The sequence below is a fragment of the Pseudodesulfovibrio karagichevae genome (assembly GCF_041414475.1).
Taxonomy (GTDB): Bacteria; Desulfobacterota; Desulfovibrionia; order Desulfovibrionales; family Desulfovibrionaceae; genus Pseudodesulfovibrio; species Pseudodesulfovibrio karagichevae.
Window position 1 is genome coordinate 1 of record NZ_JBGLYH010000076.1, and the last position, 15,821, is coordinate 15,821.

Annotated in this window: 13 protein-coding genes and 2 tRNA genes; 8 read left to right on the top strand and 7 right to left on the bottom strand. The window is 65.7% G+C overall.

Going from position 1 to position 15,821, the window contains the following annotated elements:
• Both AB6M95_RS17480 and AB6M95_RS17485 read right to left on the bottom strand, forming a co-directional pair.
• Positions 1-737, bottom strand: a 737-nt coding sequence (locus AB6M95_RS17480; protein ID WP_371388035.1) for a DUF6538 domain-containing protein, incomplete at its 3' end; no start/stop codon positions are given.
• 153 nt (positions 738-890) lie between these two features.
• Positions 891-977 (bottom strand) — tRNA-Leu (locus AB6M95_RS17485).
• Positions 978-1,135: 158 nt separating this feature from the next.
• Here AB6M95_RS17485 and AB6M95_RS17490 point away from each other — a divergent pair.
• Positions 1,136-2,041: an AEC family transporter gene (locus AB6M95_RS17490; protein WP_371388036.1), complete on the top strand. Its 906-nt coding sequence runs from the start codon at positions 1,136-1,138 to the stop codon at positions 2,039-2,041.
• A gap of 73 nt (positions 2,042-2,114) precedes the next feature.
• Here the strand turns inward: AB6M95_RS17490 and AB6M95_RS17495 are convergent, their stop codons facing one another.
• Complete coding sequence (locus AB6M95_RS17495; RefSeq protein ID WP_371388037.1) at positions 2,115-3,854, bottom strand: methyl-accepting chemotaxis protein; 1,740 nt, start codon at positions 3,852-3,854, stop codon at positions 2,115-2,117.
• Positions 3,855-4,024: 170 nt separating this feature from the next.
• Between AB6M95_RS17495 and AB6M95_RS17500 the strand changes: the two genes are divergently transcribed.
• From AB6M95_RS17500 to AB6M95_RS17515, 4 genes are read left to right on the top strand one after another with little or no spacing between them, the layout of a single operon-like run.
• Positions 4,025-5,242 (top strand): bifunctional folylpolyglutamate synthase/dihydrofolate synthase, encoded by a 1,218-nt coding sequence (locus AB6M95_RS17500; protein ID WP_371388038.1) that lies wholly within the window; start codon positions 4,025-4,027, stop codon positions 5,240-5,242.
• Between the two features lie 13 nt (positions 5,243-5,255).
• Positions 5,256-6,662, top strand: coding sequence for an L-seryl-tRNA(Sec) selenium transferase (gene selA, locus AB6M95_RS17505; protein WP_371388039.1), 1,407 nt, complete (start codon positions 5,256-5,258; stop codon positions 6,660-6,662).
• 11 nt (positions 6,663-6,673) lie between these two features.
• Positions 6,674-8,056 (top strand): aminopeptidase, encoded by a 1,383-nt coding sequence (locus tag AB6M95_RS17510; RefSeq protein WP_371388040.1) that lies wholly within the window; start codon positions 6,674-6,676, stop codon positions 8,054-8,056.
• Between the two features lie 9 nt (positions 8,057-8,065).
• On the top strand, positions 8,066-8,686 hold the full coding sequence (locus AB6M95_RS17515; protein ID WP_371388041.1) for a LysE family translocator: 621 nt from the start codon (positions 8,066-8,068) through the stop codon (positions 8,684-8,686).
• A 55-nt stretch (positions 8,687-8,741) separates the two neighbouring features.
• Here the strand turns inward: AB6M95_RS17515 and AB6M95_RS17520 are convergent, their stop codons facing one another.
• Genes AB6M95_RS17520 through AB6M95_RS17530 form a run of 3 tightly spaced genes read right to left on the bottom strand, consistent with a single transcriptional unit; the run spans position 8,742 to position 11,225 of the window.
• Complete coding sequence (locus AB6M95_RS17520; protein ID WP_371388042.1) at positions 8,742-9,701, bottom strand: FecR family protein; 960 nt, start codon at positions 9,699-9,701, stop codon at positions 8,742-8,744.
• Between the two features lie 28 nt (positions 9,702-9,729).
• Complete coding sequence (locus AB6M95_RS17525; RefSeq protein WP_371388043.1) at positions 9,730-10,269, bottom strand: tetratricopeptide repeat protein; 540 nt, start codon at positions 10,267-10,269, stop codon at positions 9,730-9,732.
• 38 nt (positions 10,270-10,307) lie between these two features.
• Complete coding sequence (locus AB6M95_RS17530; protein WP_371388044.1) at positions 10,308-11,225, bottom strand: FecR family protein; 918 nt, start codon at positions 11,223-11,225, stop codon at positions 10,308-10,310.
• Between the two features lie 211 nt (positions 11,226-11,436).
• Between AB6M95_RS17530 and selB the strand changes: the two genes are divergently transcribed.
• Both selB and AB6M95_RS17540 read left to right on the top strand, forming a co-directional pair.
• Positions 11,437-13,344 carry a selenocysteine-specific translation elongation factor gene (gene selB / locus AB6M95_RS17535; protein WP_371388045.1) on the top strand — a complete coding sequence of 636 codons (1,908 nt, stop codon included), beginning with the start codon at positions 11,437-11,439 and terminating at the stop codon, positions 13,342-13,344.
• A 31-nt stretch (positions 13,345-13,375) separates the two neighbouring features.
• Positions 13,376-14,125 (top strand): lipid-binding SYLF domain-containing protein, encoded by a 750-nt coding sequence (locus AB6M95_RS17540; protein WP_371388046.1) that lies wholly within the window; start codon positions 13,376-13,378, stop codon positions 14,123-14,125.
• A gap of 7 nt (positions 14,126-14,132) precedes the next feature.
• Here AB6M95_RS17540 and AB6M95_RS17545 read toward each other — a convergent pair.
• Positions 14,133-14,208, bottom strand: a tRNA-His gene (locus AB6M95_RS17545).
• A gap of 68 nt (positions 14,209-14,276) precedes the next feature.
• Here AB6M95_RS17545 and murA point away from each other — a divergent pair.
• The gene (murA, locus tag AB6M95_RS17550; protein WP_371388047.1) at positions 14,277-15,533 is read left to right on the top strand and encodes a UDP-N-acetylglucosamine 1-carboxyvinyltransferase; all 1,257 of its coding nucleotides are present in this window, start codon (positions 14,277-14,279) and stop codon (positions 15,531-15,533) included.
• Positions 15,534-15,821 lie beyond the last annotated feature (288 nt).

Here is a 15,821-nt window from a genome sequence, read left to right on the forward strand (position 1 = left end):
AGGACATCTGTCAGGCTGTTGAGCGTGGACATGATATCTTTGGCGCTGCCCTCGCTCCAGCGTTTGGCGGCGATCCTGTCCGCCTTGTACCGTTTCAGGGCTTCGGAAAGCAGGATTTGGGGCTTGGGTTCCTGTATCGGCTGCGGAGCGGTTGATTCAGGCGGCAGGATGTTTTTTTCAAAGGTGTAATCGCCTTCGGCTCGGTGGCTGATGATGCGATAGTAGGCGATAAGGGTTTTGATGAATTCGTGCGTGAATTCATCGGACAGGGGGAGCGAGTCAGGTGGACCGAAAGCCCCGTCTTCAGCCGCCATGATCGTGTATTCCCGCATGGTGTCGTAGTCCTTGGACACCATCAGGGCCTTGAGCGTTTCGATAATCCTTTCGGTATCTCCCGGCACATATTGCGTGTGGGGGCTGGGCGTGGTGAGGTTGTTGATGGCAATGTGTTCATTTTCTTTCAGGAAACGCTTGAGCCAGTCATTCATGAACACTTTTATCTGGTCGAAATCATCCATGGGGAGTTCACCGTTCCTCATCTTGGTCAGTATTCGCTTCACGCCCGAGGCCAATATTCGGGCCTTGGGCCTGGCCTCGGCCAGGTAGCCTGTCTGGAGAGACATCCTGACTTCGGAGCGGCCCAACGAGTCCCGCAGGTCGTGCGGGATGACGTGGCGAAAGTAATAGATTGAGCCCTTTCGGTAAAGGTGGTTCGGGGAGCGTGCGATTTGCGGCATGTGAGGTCTCCGGCGGCAGACGATTCCGGGTACTTTGAACCACCACTTTGACCCCTTGGGGTCAAATCACGCCGAAAAGAAGACAATCACGTAACTTGCCGGATAAAAAAGAAAAAGGGTTGCAGCCTGTTAGCCGCAACCCTTGTTTCATTCTGGTGCCGAAGAGAAGACTCGAACTTCCACGGTCGTGAGACCACATGGTCCTGAACCATGCGTGTCTACCAATTCCACCACTTCGGCACGTTCAGGCGAAAAGGGGTATATATTTCCTGCGGACGCTTGGCAAGCACTTTTTGCGGGGAAATGCGCAAGAGGGTGTCCGCGGTCGGCTTTGGATATCGAACGTCTTGAAATTACCGTGATATCCCGGTAACGACAGGGCACATCTGGAGTAATCAATGGACAATTTTCTGCTGCTGGGCATCTGTTTCGCGCTGGGCGTGGGGTTGCGGGTCGCCGGTATCATCGACGAGCATGGCCCGGCCGCGCTCAACGCGGTCATCATCCACATGTCCCTGCCCGCCCTGGCCCTGCTGTACGCGCACGACCTGCCCCTCGGGCCGGAGCTGGTCCCGCCCGCGGCCATGGCCTGGATCGTCTTCGGCGCAGGGTACGTTCTGTTCGTCTTCCTGGGCCGCCGCATGGGCTGGGACCGCAAGACCGTGGTCTGTCTGGCTCTGACCGGAGCGTTGGGCAACACCTCCTTCGTGGGGCTGCCCATGATCGAGGCCTTTTACGGGCCGCAGTACCTCGGCGTGGGCATGCTCTGCGACACGGCGGGGTCCTTCATGGTCCTGGCCGGGCCGGGCATCATCCTGGCCGCCGGGGCTTCGGGCCGGGACGTGAGCCGCCGCGAGCTGGCCCGCAAGGTCCTGCTCTTCCCCCCGCTCATCGCCATCGTACTGGGCTTCGCCCTGCATGCGGTTCCCTATCCGCAGTGGCTCACCGGGATGCTCTCCCGCCTGGGCTCCACCCTGAGCCCCCTGGCCCTGCTGTCCGTGGGGCTGACCCTGCGCTTCAAGTCCATTGCGGGCGTGGGCCGGGAGCTGGCCGTGGGGCTGGGCTACAAGCTGGTCGTCGCCCCGGTCCTCATCCTGGTCCTGTACGTCTGGATTCTCGGGCAGACGGACACGGCCACCAAGGTTACGATCTTCGAGGCGGGCATGGGCCCGATGATCTCCGGCGGGATCATCGCCATGACCTACGGCGCGAGGCCGGGGCTGGCCGCGACCATGCTCGGCATCGGCGTGCCGCTTTCCATCGCGACCCGCCCCCTCTGGTACTGGCTGCTCCAGGCCGTCTGATCTTGTTCAGTGATAAGGAAAAGGGCGCGCCGCCAAGCGGTGCGCCCTTTGTCTTGCGTTGCCTGTCTTCGGACTAGAACCGTTCGAAGTCCTTGTCCTCCAGGGAGTCCATGTCCAGGTCGAGCCCCTTGGAATCGGGGGCCTGCGGCTTGGAGGGCGGCAGCTGGGCCTGCGCGGGCCGGGAGACCCTGGTCTGGGTGGCCTTGGGCTTGGACGCCTTGGGCTGCCCCGCCTTGGGCCTGGGCCGGGACGAGGAGCGGGTGTCGATGGTGAAGTACTGCATGGCCTGCTGGAGCTGCCCGGCCTGGGAGGTGAACTCCTTGGCCGTGGCCGCCAGTTCCTCGGAGGCCCCGGCGTTCTGCTGGATGACGCTGTCCAGCTCCTGGATGGCCTTGTTGATCTCCTGGGCTCCCGCATTCTGTTCGGAGCTGGCCGCCGAGATTTCCTGGACCAGGTCGGCGGTCTTGCGGATGTCGGGGACCATGCGGGTCAGCATGGCGCCCGCCTCGTCGGCCTTGGCCAGAGTGGAGGAGGACAGCTCACCGATCTCGGCCGCCGCCGCGCCGCTGCGTTCGGCCAGCTTGCGCACCTCGGCCGCGACCACGGCGAACCCCTTGCCCGCCTCGCCCGCGCGGGCCGCCTCAATGGCCGCGTTCAGGGCCAGGAGGTTGGTCTGCCGTGCGATTTCCTCGATGATCGAGATCTTTTCGGCGATGTTCTTGATGGAGTGGACGGCCTCCATGACCGTGTCGCCGCCCTTTTGCGCGTCCTGGGCCGTCTGGTGGGCCATGCGCTCGGTCTGGGTGGCGTTTTCCGTGTTCCGGCTGATCTGGCCGATCATCTCTTCCATGGAGGCGGAGACTTCCTCCACGGACGCGGCCTGCCGGTTGGCGCCGTCGGCCAGGGCGGTGGCCGAGCTGGTCACCTCGGAGCTGCCGGAGGCCACCTGGTCAGCGCCGTCCTTGGCCTGACCCACGATCTGCCGCAACCGGCGGACCATGACGCCCAGGGAGGCCGTCAGCCTGCCGGGCTCGTCTCTGTATTCGGAGGAGATGTCGCGGGTCAGGTCGCCCGAGGCCACCTGGTCGGCCAGCTCCAACGCCTCGTGCAGGGGCTGGATGATGGACCGGACGATGAACAGGCAGAAGGGCAGTAGGAGCACGGCGAACACGCCGAGGATGGCGCTGCCGATGATCCAGACGTAGTTGGAAACGATGCCCTCGATCTTGGTGGTGATGACCTGCTTTTCCTCCTCCACATTGTCGAGATAGACGCCGGTGCCGATCCACATGTCGGTGCCGGGGATGAGCGTGGCGTAGGAAAGCTTGGGCTGGTCGCCCTTGCCGGGCTTGGGCCAGATGTAGGTCACGAACCCGCCGCCGTTGTGGGCGATCTTGTTCAGTTCGACCACCAGCTGCAATCCGTTGGGGTCCTTGAGGTTGCTCAGGTCCTTGCCCTGCAGGGAGTGGTTCGGGGGCAGGGAGACGTTGGTGGTCTTGTTGTAGACGAAGAAATAGCCGGACTTGTCGCTTTCAAAGCGGATCTTGTCCACGAGCTTGCGGATCGTTTCGACCCTGGCGTCGGGATCGGAGACGTCCGCTATGGCCGCGCTGATACTCTCGGCCATGGCCAGGGTGGCGACCTCGATCTTGCGCTTCTCGCCTTCGAGCATGGACTTGGTGGCGAAGTCCACGCCGATTTCCTTGACGTTGTTCACGCCGTCCAGAAAAGCCAGGGTGAACCCGGCCGTAAAGACGACAATACAGCATATCAACAATAAAATCCGGGTCTTGATGGTAATTTTTCTAAGCATTTGCTTCTCCTTGCGTGTAGACAGATATAGCGACTAGCACACTTGCTTCCGTTTACACCATAGGTTTATAACTTATAACTCTTCTTGGAAAAACCGGGACCGGGCCGATGGCGGAAAGGATCGCCTTCGGGGTGTTCCATACCGGCCGCATTCCTGATAGGAACCCCTTCGTGACACAATTCAGCAATTACTCCGAACTCACCGGCTACATGGACCGGCTCGGCCTGTTCCATATGGACCTGAGCCTGGGCCGCATGGAGGCCTTCTGGGCGGCGCGCGGCCTGCCCGAAGTGCCCGTGGTCCATGTGGTCGGCACCAACGGCAAGGGCTCCACAACCGCCTTTTTGACCTCACTGGCCCGCGCCCATGGGCAGAAGGTGGGCATGTTCATCTCGCCGCACTTCGTCTCCCCCCGCGAGCGCATACAGGTCAACCGGCGCATGCTCTCCGAGGAGACCTGGGTGGACCTGGCCAACGAGGCCATGGCCGTGCCCGGCGGCGGGGACCTGACCTATTTCGAGTTTCAGACCTGCCTGGCCATGCTCGCCTTCGAGCGGGCCGGGGTGGACATGGCGGTCATGGAGGCCGGGCTGGGCGGGCGCTATGACGCGACCAATGTGTTCAAGCCGGGGCTGACTCTGTTCGCGCCCATAGGCTTGGACCACGAGAAGATTCTCGGCCCCACCCTGGCCGACATCGCCAGGGACAAGGCCGGGGCCATCCACGAGGGCGGGGTGGCCCTGACCGGCCCCCAGGAGCCCGAGGCCATGCTCGAGCTCCAGGCGCGGGCCGAGGCGGTCGGGGCGCGGCTGGTCTACGCCGTGGACGCGGCCGGGCCCGTGAACGGGATCAAACTGGGGCTCAGGGGCATCCACCAGACGGCCAACGCCCGGCTGGCCCTGGCCGGTTGGCGCTGGTTCGCGGCGGGCCGGTCCCTGCGCACCGACCACATCACCGAGGTCTTCGGCCTGGAGAGCGCCTTCTTGCCGGGCCGGTTCCAGCGGGTTGAGCTGGACGGGCGGGAGATCATCCTGGACGGGGCGCACAACGCCCACGCCCTGACCGCCCTGAACGCGGCCCTGCGCGGCGAGTCCATCCGGCCGGGCAAGGTGGTCTTCGCCTGCCTGCGCGACAAGAACCTGACCGACATGCTGCCGCTCATCCGCACCCTGACCGATGGGCCGATCCTGGTTCCGGCCATGGAAGGGGAACGGGCCGCCGACAACCGGGAGATCGCCGCCGCCATCGGCGCGCGGGCCACGACGTCGGATTCGCTGGAAGCGGCGCTTCACGAGATGCCGGACATCGACGGACCGACACTGGTATGCGGGTCCTTGTATTTGCTTGCCGAGTTCTATATCCTGAATCCTCGTTTTCTCACCGCCTAACACTGGATTACGAATGAGCAACCTTTTCAGGCACCTGCCTTCCGTGGACGAGATTCTGTCCGTTTTGACCAAGGCGGAGGGGATCGGCGAGCTGCCCCGTCCGCTGGTCAAGAACCTGGTCAACGAGTTCCTGGACATCTGCCGCGAGGAAATCCGCGCGGGCGCGTTTTCCCGTCCCGAGGAGCTGTCGGCTTCGGCCCTGGCTCCCCGGCTGACCGCCTATGTCCGGTCCAAGGCCCGGCCCCATTTCCGCCGAGTGCTCAACGCCACCGGCGTGGTCGTGCACACCAACCTGGGCCGTTCGCTGCTGGCCAAGTCCGCCATCGAGGCCGTGGCCGAGGCGTGCGGGCACTACTCCAACTGCGAGTTCGACCTGTCCACGGGCAAGCGCGGCAGCCGCTACTCCCATGTGGAGAAGATATTGTGCGACATCACCGGGGCCGAGGCCGCCCTGGTGGTCAACAACAACGCGGCCGCCGTGTTCATCATGCTCGAGACCCTGGCCAGGGGGCGCGAGGTCATCGTCTCGCGCGGCCAGCTGGTCGAGATCGGCGGTTCCTTCCGCATTCCGGACGTCATGGCCAAGTCCGGGGCGGTTCTTCGCGAGGTCGGGGCCACCAACCGGACCCACGTGCACGACTACGAGAACGCCATCGGCGACGAGACCGCCGCGCTCATGCGCGTGCACACCTCCAATTTCCGCGTGGTCGGCTTCACGAAGGAGGTCTCCCTGGCCGAGATGCGCGTGCTGGGCGACCGCTACAACCTCCCGGTCATCGAGGACCTGGGCTCCGGCTCCCTCTATTCCCTGGAAGGGGAAGGGCTGCTCGGCGAACCCACGGTGCAGCAGGTGGTGGCCCAGGGCGCGGACGTGGTCTCGTTCTCGGGCGACAAGGTCCTGGGCGGGCCCCAGGCGGGCGTCATCGTGGGCCGCAAGGAATACATCGACCGCATCAAGAAGAACCCCATCAACCGGGCCGTGCGCATCGACAAGATGACCCTGGCCGCCCTGGAGGCGACCCTGAGGCTGTACCTCGACATGGCCGAGGCCCGGCGCAAAATCCCCACCCTGAATATGATCACCGCCTCGCCCGAGGCGCTCAAGTCCAAGGCCCGCCGCCTGGCCGAGGCCGTGCGCGAGGCGTTGGGCGAGCGTGCCGAGGTGGCCCTGAAGAAGGGCGTCTCCCGCGTGGGCGGGGGGGCCTTCCCGGAGTACGACCTGACCGGCACCATGGTCACCCTGGATGTTCGGGGGGTGAAGGCCGAAGCGTTGCGCGACGCCCTGCTGGACACCGATCCGCCGCTGGTGGCGCGCATCGAGGACGACGAATTTCTGCTGGACCCCCGAACCCTGGCGTCCACCGAACTCAAGCTGGCCGCCCACGCCCTCAAGCAGGCCGTGGCCGCCCTGACCGAATAAAGGAAACGCATATGAGCAAGCTGCAACTGGAATATGAGCCCAAATCCGCCTGGGAGGCCTACGCCGCCAAGAAGCACGTCAAGGCGATGGACGCCCTGGCCGCCGACTACCTGAAATTTCTGAGCGAATGCAAGACCGAGCGGCTGGTCATGGACTACGTGCGCGGCAAGGTCGAGGCCGCCGGTTTCGTGGACGACCTCAAGGCTCCGCAGGCCTACCGCTTCAACCGCAACAAGACCTGCTTCCTGGCCCGCAAGGGCAAACGGCCCCTGTCGGACGGCTTCCGTCTGGTCGGGGCCCACGCCGACTGCCCGCGCCTGGACCTCAAGCAGCGCCCGCTCTACGAGGACCTGGACATCTGCCTGGCCAAGACCCACTACTACGGCGGCATCCGCAAGTACCAGTGGCTGACCATCCCCCTGGCCCTGCACGGCACCGTGGTCAAGAAGTCCGGCGAGGCCGTGTCCGTGTGCATCGGCGAAGACGCCAAGGACCCGGTCTTCACCATTACCGACCTGCTGCCGCACCTGGCCTACAAGGAAGTGACCAAGAAGGTGGAGGACGCCTTCGAGGCCGAGAAGCTCAACGTGATCCTGGGCCAGTCCCCGGTCCCGGCCCCCAAGGACGACGAGGACAAGGCCAAGGAGCCGGTCAAGCGCAAGGTCCTGGAGATCCTGCACAAGCGCTACGGCATCGAGGAGGCCGACTTCCTCAGCGCCGAGATGCAGGCCGTGCCCGCCGGTCCGGCCCGGTACGTGGGCCTGGACGAGTCCATGATCGGCGGCTACGGCCAGGACGACCGGTCCAGCGTGTTCTGCGCCCTCGAGGCCCTGCTGGCCGAGCCCGAGCCCGAGTACTGCCAGGTCGTGCTCTTCTGGGACAAAGAGGAGATCGGCTCCGAGGGGGCCACGGGCGCCAAGTCCTATTTCTTCGAGTACTGCATGGAGGAGTTGGTGGAGGCCTGGGAACCGGGCGCGCGCCTGTCTTCCGTGCTGATGAACGGCTCGGCCCTGTCCGCCGACGTGTCCGCGGCCATGGACCCGGATCACAAGGACGTGTACGAGCCGCTCAACGCCGCCCGCCTCGGCTACGGCCCGTGCTTCAACAAGTTCACCGGCCATCGCGGCAAGGTCGGGGCCAACGACGCCCATCCGGACTTCATCGGCTGGCTGCGCTCCATCTTCGATGGCGCGGGCATCCCCTGGCACATGTCCGAACTGGGCAAGGTGGACGCGGGCGGCGGCGGCACCGTGGCCAAGTTCCTGGCCGTGTACGGCATGGACGTCATCGACGTGGGCGTGCCGGTCCTGTCCATGCACTCGCCTTTCGAGTTGTCCGCCAAGGCCGACATCTACGCCTGCGTCCTGGCCTTCCGGGAATTCCTGAAGCGGTAGGGGGCCGTCGTGAGCGACTGCTCGTTTCTGTGGGGCTTCGGCCTGGTCTGGGCCCTGGCCGTGATCCTGCCGGGACCCAACTTCCTGGTCGCGGCCCGCGGCGGCCTGACCGCCACGCGCGGCCGGGCGCTGCTCACGGCCCTGGGCATAGCCACCGGGTCCGTGACCTGGGCCGCTTCGGCCATGGTCGGGCTGCACGCCCTGTTCCTGGCCTTCGCCTGGCTGTATGGCGCGGTCAAGATCCTCGGCGGCCTGTACCTGCTGTACGTCGGCGTGACCGTCATCCGGTCCGCCCTCGCGGGAGAGGCGCGCGGCCCGGAGGCGGCCGATCCGGGCCGGTCCGGGGGCTACCGCATCGGCCTGCTGACCAACCTGTCCAACCCCAAGAGCGCGGCTTTTTTCGGCAGCATGTTCCTGACCCTGCTGCCGCCGCAGCTCAGTCCGGTCCAGGCCGTGGCCACCCTGGCCCTGGTCTTCGCCATCTCCCTGTCCTGGTATTCCCTGGTGGCCGTGGGCTTCTCGCTGGGCTTCATGCATCGGGCCTACCAGCGCATCCGAAGACCGCTGTCGGCGTGCATCGGCTCACTGATGCTCTTCTTCGGCATGCGTCTGATCTTCGCCGAGAAATAACCCTTGGAAATCAAGAGGCGGCGGGAGTCATTCCCGCCGCCTCTTTTTTTCGTGCTCAGGGGTAGTGGGGCCTGGGGACGGGCTTGTTCGTCGGAGCCGGCAGGTTGACGTCGGTGGGCGCTTTCAGTGCCCGGCTCGGCACCGTCGTCGAGGGGGCGTGTTGATCGCCCTCGGCGGTCCGTTTGCCTTCCTTCAGCAGGGAGAGTTCGTGCAGGGTGTTGTAGTCGGGCCGGTTGTCGACCCCGCCGAGTTCGCTCTTGGTGCGGTCCAGGGCCGCCTCGAACGCCTTGATGCGGGCGTCGATCTCCTCCCGGCTGACCAGGGTCGGATCGGGCTCTTCGCCCCGGGAGGTCTGGGGCGCGGACCGAATGACCCGGGAGCGGGTCGCGGGGGCGATGGGCGCGGGGGGCGATATCCGCCCGTCCGGGGAGACGGATACCGAATAGCCCGCCCGGCCGATGGTCCGGGACTGCGTCGCCGAGGTCACCGACACGGTGTGCCCCGGGGTCATGGACAGCACGCCGATCTCCTCCCGCTCGGGGGAGACCACGGCGAAGATGCCGGTGCCCCGGATGCCGATGGTCGCGAGCGGGGTCTCGAAGGCGAAGCCCCCGGGGTTCTGCTCGACGATCTTGCCGGTCACGTAGCGAGCCGTGCCCACGGCCATCCTGAGGAGCATTTTCGAGGCGGACGGCTTGTCCGTGTAGACGAAGCCGTCGAGGGCCGAGCGCGACTGGGCGCCCTGGGAAAAGACCGAGCCGTCCCTGAACACGATCTCCACGCAGCTGCGCGCGGCCGTGACGATGATGTCCCCGGCCCTGACCGCTTCGTCTTGGGCCAGCGCGCGGGCGTCGCCGTCCGGCCTTTCGGCCATGACCTCGCCGGTCAGGTAGGCCACGGAGCCGATGGCGTCCTCGGGCGTCGCGCCGGGCCCGGCCGCCAGGGCGGCGGGGACCAAGGCGCAGAGCAGGGCCAGCACGAGCGCCGGGCGAACGAAGAATCCTGGGGCATGCATGGCGTGGGCTTCCTCCGTGGTTTCGGGCTTAGGGATACAGGGCGGCCAGGCCGTCCCTGGTCAGGAGTTTGTCCTTGACCGGGAAGCCCGCGTCCCTGGCCTTGCCCATCCAGTACAGCCCCTTGTCGAGGTCCTTTTCCACGCCCAGCCCGGCGGCGTAGAGGTTGCCGAGATAGTACATGGCCGTGTCGTTGCCGTCTTCGGCGGCGGCTCGGACCAGGGCCGCGCCCCGGTTCACGTCGCGCGGCACGCCGTCGCCGTAGAGGTGGAACAGGCCGAGCATGAGCCGGGCGTCGTCCTGGCCGAGGTCCGCGGACCGTTCGAGCAGGCGGGCAGCCTCGGCGTAGTCCTGCGCCACGCCCTGACCCTGGGCGTACATGACCGCCAGGTGGTACATGGCCTGGGCGTTGCCCTCGGCCGCGGCCTCCTCGTATTTCATCCTGGCGGTGGCGTAGTCCTTTTCCAGGTACGCCCTGGTCCCCTGGCGTTCGCTCATGGTGCTCACCACGCAGCCGGACAGCAGGAGGAACAGGGCGGGGATGATCGCGTATCGAAGAGATGCTTTCATGTCGTCATTCCTTTCCGAAAGTTGGGATGAATCCGTGGTCACGGCTGTCCGCCGCCATCGCCGCCGTCACCGTCGCCGCCGCTGCCCAGCCCCGCGCCGACGGAGCCGTCGCGGCCCCTTTCGGCATTGTCGCGGGCCAGGGTCTGGAGCGTGATGTTGTGCAGGGCGTTGTAGTCGGGCCGGTCTTCGAGGCTGCCGAGGCCGCCCTTGGTCCGGCCGATGGCCTCGGCAAAGGCCCGGACCCGGCTGTCGATGTCGGACCGGCCGGGCGCGGCCGATTCGCCCTGGGTGGTCTGGGGCGCGGCCTTCATCACCCTGGCGCGGGTGGCCGGGTCCGTGGGGGCCGGGTCGGACAGCCGCCCGCCGACGGACATGACCGAGTAGCCCGCCCGGGAGATGGTCTTGGCGACCCCGCCTGAGGACACGTCCACCTCGTGGCCGGGGGTCATGGAGAGCACGCCGATCTCCTCGCTCTCGGCCGTGTTCTCGGCAAAGACCTCGGTGCCCCGGATGCCGATGGTGGTGGTCGGGGTGTCGAGGGCGAAGGCGTCGGGGTTTTGCCGGACGATCTGCCCGGTCACATAGCGGAAGGTCCCGGTGCCCACCTTGAGGAGGATCTTCGAGGCGGACGGATCGGCGGCGTAGACAAAGTCGTCGATGGCGGTCCGGGAGTCCGGCCCCTGGGAAAGGACCGAGCGGTCGTGGAACAGGATCTCCACATTGCTGTGGGAGCCGGTGACGATGACGTCCCTGGGCGCCACAGGGTGGTTCAGGCCGAGCTTCCGCACGGCGCCGTCAGCGCCCTGGGCGGTGACCGTCCCGGCCAGGGAGACCACCTCGCCGATGGCGTCGGGCAGCGCCGGAGCGGGTTCCATGGCCCGGACGGCAGCCGGGGCGATCGAGATGAGGACCGCCGCCAGCAGGCAGCATTGCAGTACCGTGTGTATTTTGCTCATGAAAACGTCTCCCTTTGGAAAGGCTATTTCCATTGAGCCTTCTTAACATATGTACAGTATAGGTCAATATAATTGGCGCTTTCCCGACCCCTTGGCGGAGGGGATGAGGCCCGATCCGCATCCTCAGCCTTGTTACGCGGCCTGTTTTTTTCTACCATGGTTACCTGGCTCATTCCGAATCTCAACCAGCACGCAGCGGAGAACACGCATTATGCCCGTCATCATGGGAACCGCCGGCCACATCGACCACGGCAAGACCACGCTCATCAAAGCGCTCACCGGCATCGACTGCGACCGGCTGTCCGAGGAAAAGAAGCGCGGCATCACCATCGAACTGGGGTTCGCCTTCCTGGACCTCGGCGAGGAGAACCGGTTGGGCATCGTGGACGTGCCGGGCCATGAAAAATTCGTCAAGAACATGGTCGCGGGCGCGGCGGGCGTGGATTTCGTGGTTTTGGTCATCGCGGCCGACGAGGGCATCATGCCCCAGACCCGGGAGCACTTGGAGATCTGCCAGCTCCTCGGCGTGACCACCGGCCTGGTGGCCCTGACCAAGGCCGACATGGTCGACGCGGAGTGGCTGGACATGGTCAGGGAGGAGGTGGCCGCCTATCTGGAGCCGACCTTCCTCGGCGGCGCGCCCATCCTGCCCGTGTCCGCGCACACCGGGCAGGGGTTGGAAGACCTCAAGGACGCCTTGAGGAAACTGGTGGCCGAGTTCAGGCCCAAGCGGCGCTCGGATCTCTTCCGCCTGCCCGTGGACCGGGTCTTCACCATGAAGGGCCACGGCACCGTGGTCACCGGGACCATGATCTCGGGGGCCATCTCCGTGGGCGAGGACATCCGCCTCTATCCCGGCGAGATCGCCACCAAGGTGCGCGGTCTGCAATCCCACGGCGTGACCGTGGAGACGGCCCAGGCCGGACGGCGCACCGCCGTGAACCTGGCGAATCTCGAGGTGGATGACGTGCACCGGGGCGACGTCCTGGCCCGGCCCGGCTCCCTGTTCCCGGCCGACGTCTGGGACATCGAGCTGACCGTGCTGGAATCCTCGCGCCTGCCGCTCAAGCATCGCAAGGAGATCCATCTCCACCACGGCGCGCGGGAGGTCCTGGCGCGCATCTACCTGCTCGACCGCGACGAACTCGCGCCCGGCGAGACCGCCGTGTGCCAGGCGCGTTTCACCGAACCCATGGCCGGGGTCTGGGGCGACCGTATCGTGCTGCGCTCGTTTTCGCCCCTGCGCGCCTTTGCGGGCGGGCGGCTCATCGGCCCCTGCGGGCATGGCGTAAAGCGGTTCTCCGGGGACGTGGAGCTGCTCAAACGGTTGGCCTCGGACACGCCCGAGGAGGTGGCTGCCGCCCAGCTCGAACTGGCCGGACCCAAGGGCGTGAGCTTCGCCGAGCTGCTGACCATGACCAACCTCGAGACCAAGGGGCTGGAAAAGACCCTGGGCGTGCTCGGCGGCCAGCAGCGGGCCGTGCTCTTCGACAAGGAGACCCGGCGCTATGCGGGCGGCGAGTTGGCCGAACGCCTCTCTTCGGAACTGCTCGAATTCCTCGCCGCCTACCACAGGCGGGAATCCATGAAGCCCGGCGTGCAGCGCGGCGAGCTGGCCTCGTCCTGGGGCCGCGACCTGCCGCCCAAGCTCATGCACTTCCTCCTGGAGCGGCTGCTCAAGAAGGGCGAGATAGTGGCCGAGCAGGAGGTCATCCGGCTCAAGGACCACAAGGTCTCCCTGGCCTCGGACCAGGCAAAGGTCCGCGAGACCATCCTGTCCGCCTACACCGAAGGCGGGGCCACGCCGCCCAACCTCAAGGACGTGCTCGAACCGCTGGGCATGGACGCCAAGCAGGCCGGGCCCGTGCTCAAGCTGTTGCAGGACCAAGGGGAACTGACGCGCATCAAGGACGACATGTACTACCACGCCCCGGCCCTGGCCGGGATACGCGACGCCATCGTCGGTTTCTTCGACGGCCGCGAAGAGATGTCGGCCCCGGATTTCAAGGAACTGACCGGGCTGTCGCGCAAGTATCTCATTCCGGTCCTTGAATATTTCGACAAGGAAAAACTGACCGTGCGGGTGGGCGACGCCCGCCGTCTGCGCAAACGGTCTTGACAGGGTAGGACGCACCCTTTAGGCCAATGCTATGGCAATTCGAGCAACGCACATCGCGGCCTTCCTGCTGCTCCTGGCCCTCCTGGCCGGGTGCGCGGCGACGGCCTCCAAGGGAGCGACCACGGACCGTGGGACCGCTCAGGCTCTGGTGGACGAAGCCACCGGCATGGTTGAAAATTCTCTGCAAAACGACAAGGACGGCCGTCTTCACCGGCTGATCGGCGAGGCCCGGGGCATCATGATCATCCCGGCCGTGGGCGACGTCAGTTTCATCTTCTCCATCGGCCACGGCAACGCCCTGATGACCGCCCGCACGGACAAGGGCTGGACCGGTCCGGTCTTCCTGTCCAAGTCCTCGGTGGGCTGGGGGCTCCAGGCGGGCGTGTCCAAGGAGTCCGGGCTGCTCCTGATCATGAACGATGACGACGTCCGCTACATCCTGGAAAAGGGCGCGGTGCTGAGCGGCCAGGCCCGGGCCGTGGCCCTGAATGCCGAGGTCGAGGCCAACCAGACCCCCGAGTTCCAGGAGTCCGGGAACATTTATTTCGTGGGCGAGCGGACCGGCCTGTACGCGGGCATGGCTCTGAGCACCGGCGGGTACTCCAACCGCACGAACCTGAACCAGGCCTTCTCCGGCGTGGAGGGCGGTTCGCCCGAGACCATACTTTTCGAAAGGAAACTTCGTCCCCATGGGGCGGAGCGGCTGCTGGAACTCCTGGACAAGGCGGGTTCCGCCTCCCCGAAAAACGAAAAGGACGGAACCGAAGTTCCGTCCAATTGAGTCGATCTGGGGTGAGTGATGGGACTTGAACCCACGGCCACCTGGGCCACAACCAGGTGCTCTACCAACTGAGCTACACCCACCGTGTGAGGGGCAGTTTTTAACCAAGCTTTCTCCCCCGGTCAAGCAAAAGAATCAAAAAAGGATACACATGGATAAACTTATCATCGAAGGCGGCGTGCCGCTCCAGGGAAGCATTCAGGTCAGCGGCGCGAAAAACGCCGCCCTGCCTATCCTCATGGCCTGCCTCCTGGCCGAAGGAAAGGTCTCCCTGACCAACGTGCCGCGTCTGGCCGACATTCGCACCTCCCTCAAGCTGCTGAACATCCTCGGCTGCGAAACCACCTTCGAGGACAACGCGGCCACCAGCCTGTGCACAGGCCTCAAGCCCGAGGCTCCCTACGACCTGGTCAAGACCATGCGCGCCTCGGTGCTCTGCCTCGGCCCGCTCCTGGCCCGGCTGGGCGAGGCCAAGGTGGCACTGCCCGGCGGCTGCGCCATCGGCGCGCGCCCGGTGGACCTGCACCTGCGCGGCTTCGAACGCATGGGCGCGGAGTTCGAGATCACCGAGGGCTACATCAAGGGCCGCTGCAAGAACGGCCTCAAGGGCGCCCGCATGACCCTGGACTTTCCTACCGTGGGCGGCACCGAGAACATCCTCATGGCCGCCGCCCTGGCCGAGGGCGAGACCGAGATCGAGAACGCGGCCCGCGAGCCCGAGGTCGTGGACCTGGCCAACTTCCTCAACGCCTGCGGGGCCAGGATCACCGGCCAGGGCACCAGCGTCCTGCACGTGGAGGGCGTGTCCTCCCTGTCCGGCTGCGACTACCGCATAATGCCCGACCGCATCGAGGCCGGGACCTACATGGTCGCTGCGGCCATCACCGGCGGCGAGCTGGAAATCCTGGACTGCCCGTTCCAGGACCTGGACGCGGTCAGCTACAAGCTGCGCGAAATGGGCGTCTGGCTCCAGGAGGAGGACAACTACGTCCTGGTCCGCCGGGCCAACGGCCTGCTCGAAAACGTGGACGTGACCACGCTGCCGCATCCCGGCTACCCCACGGACATGCAGGCCCAGCTCATGGCCCTGATGTGCTTCGGCAAGGGCATCGGCACCATCGAGGAAAAAATCTTCGAGAACCGCTTCATGCACGTCCTCGAACTCGTCCGCCTGGGCGCGGACATCCGCCTCAAGGGCCGCACCGCCATGGTCAAGGGCGTGGGCTCGCTCAAGGGCGCGCCGGTCATGGCCTCCGACCTCCGCGCCAGCGCCTCCCTGGTCCTGGCCGGGCTCGCCGCCGAAGGAACCACCACCATCGAACGCATCTACCACCTCGACCGGGGCTACGAAAACATCGAAGCCAAACTCTCCGGCGTCGGCGCCCGCATCAAGCGCGTCAGCGCTTAGCGTCGAATCATAAATAAAAAGGGACCGGCCTCCTGACGGAGGCCGGTCCCTTTTTTTTATGCCTCCGGCGGCCAGAGGGGGAACCTCTTGAAAGAGGTTCCCCCTCTGGCCTCCCCCTCCAGAACTTTTTGTGTGCCTTCGGCAAGGGCGTGCGGGGGCGGGATGGCGTACGATTTTATTCAAGTCCTCACGTGCCCACCGTCCCAGGCGAAACGGTACGGATCGTCTCGACCCGCCGCACGCGCGGATGCGCATACAAAAAGTTTAGGAAGGGAAAGGGGATGGGGG

What these genes read in the sequence shown, in the direction of transcription:
- AB6M95_RS17495 (WP_371388037.1), bottom strand. Translation starts at nt 3,854, where the DNA reads ATGCTTAGAAAAATTACCATCAAGACCCGGATTTTATTGTTGATATGC.
- AB6M95_RS17520 (WP_371388042.1), bottom strand. Translation starts at nt 9,701, where the DNA reads ATGCATGCCCCAGGATTCTTCGTTCGCCCGGCGCTCGTGCTGGCCCTG.
- AB6M95_RS17510 (WP_371388040.1), top strand. Translation starts at nt 6,674, where the DNA reads ATGAGCAAGCTGCAACTGGAATATGAGCCCAAATCCGCCTGGGAGGCC.
- selB (WP_371388045.1), top strand. Translation starts at nt 11,437, where the DNA reads ATGCCCGTCATCATGGGAACCGCCGGCCACATCGACCACGGCAAGACC.
- AB6M95_RS17530 (WP_371388044.1), bottom strand. Translation starts at nt 11,225, where the DNA reads ATGAGCAAAATACACACGGTACTGCAATGCTGCCTGCTGGCGGCGGTC.
- AB6M95_RS17540 (WP_371388046.1), top strand. Translation starts at nt 13,376, where the DNA reads ATGGCAATTCGAGCAACGCACATCGCGGCCTTCCTGCTGCTCCTGGCC.
- AB6M95_RS17490 (WP_371388036.1), top strand. Translation starts at nt 1,136, where the DNA reads ATGGACAATTTTCTGCTGCTGGGCATCTGTTTCGCGCTGGGCGTGGGG.
- AB6M95_RS17525 (WP_371388043.1), bottom strand. Translation starts at nt 10,269, where the DNA reads ATGAAAGCATCTCTTCGATACGCGATCATCCCCGCCCTGTTCCTCCTG.
- selA (WP_371388039.1), top strand. Translation starts at nt 5,256, where the DNA reads ATGAGCAACCTTTTCAGGCACCTGCCTTCCGTGGACGAGATTCTGTCC.
- murA (WP_371388047.1), top strand. Translation starts at nt 14,277, where the DNA reads ATGGATAAACTTATCATCGAAGGCGGCGTGCCGCTCCAGGGAAGCATT.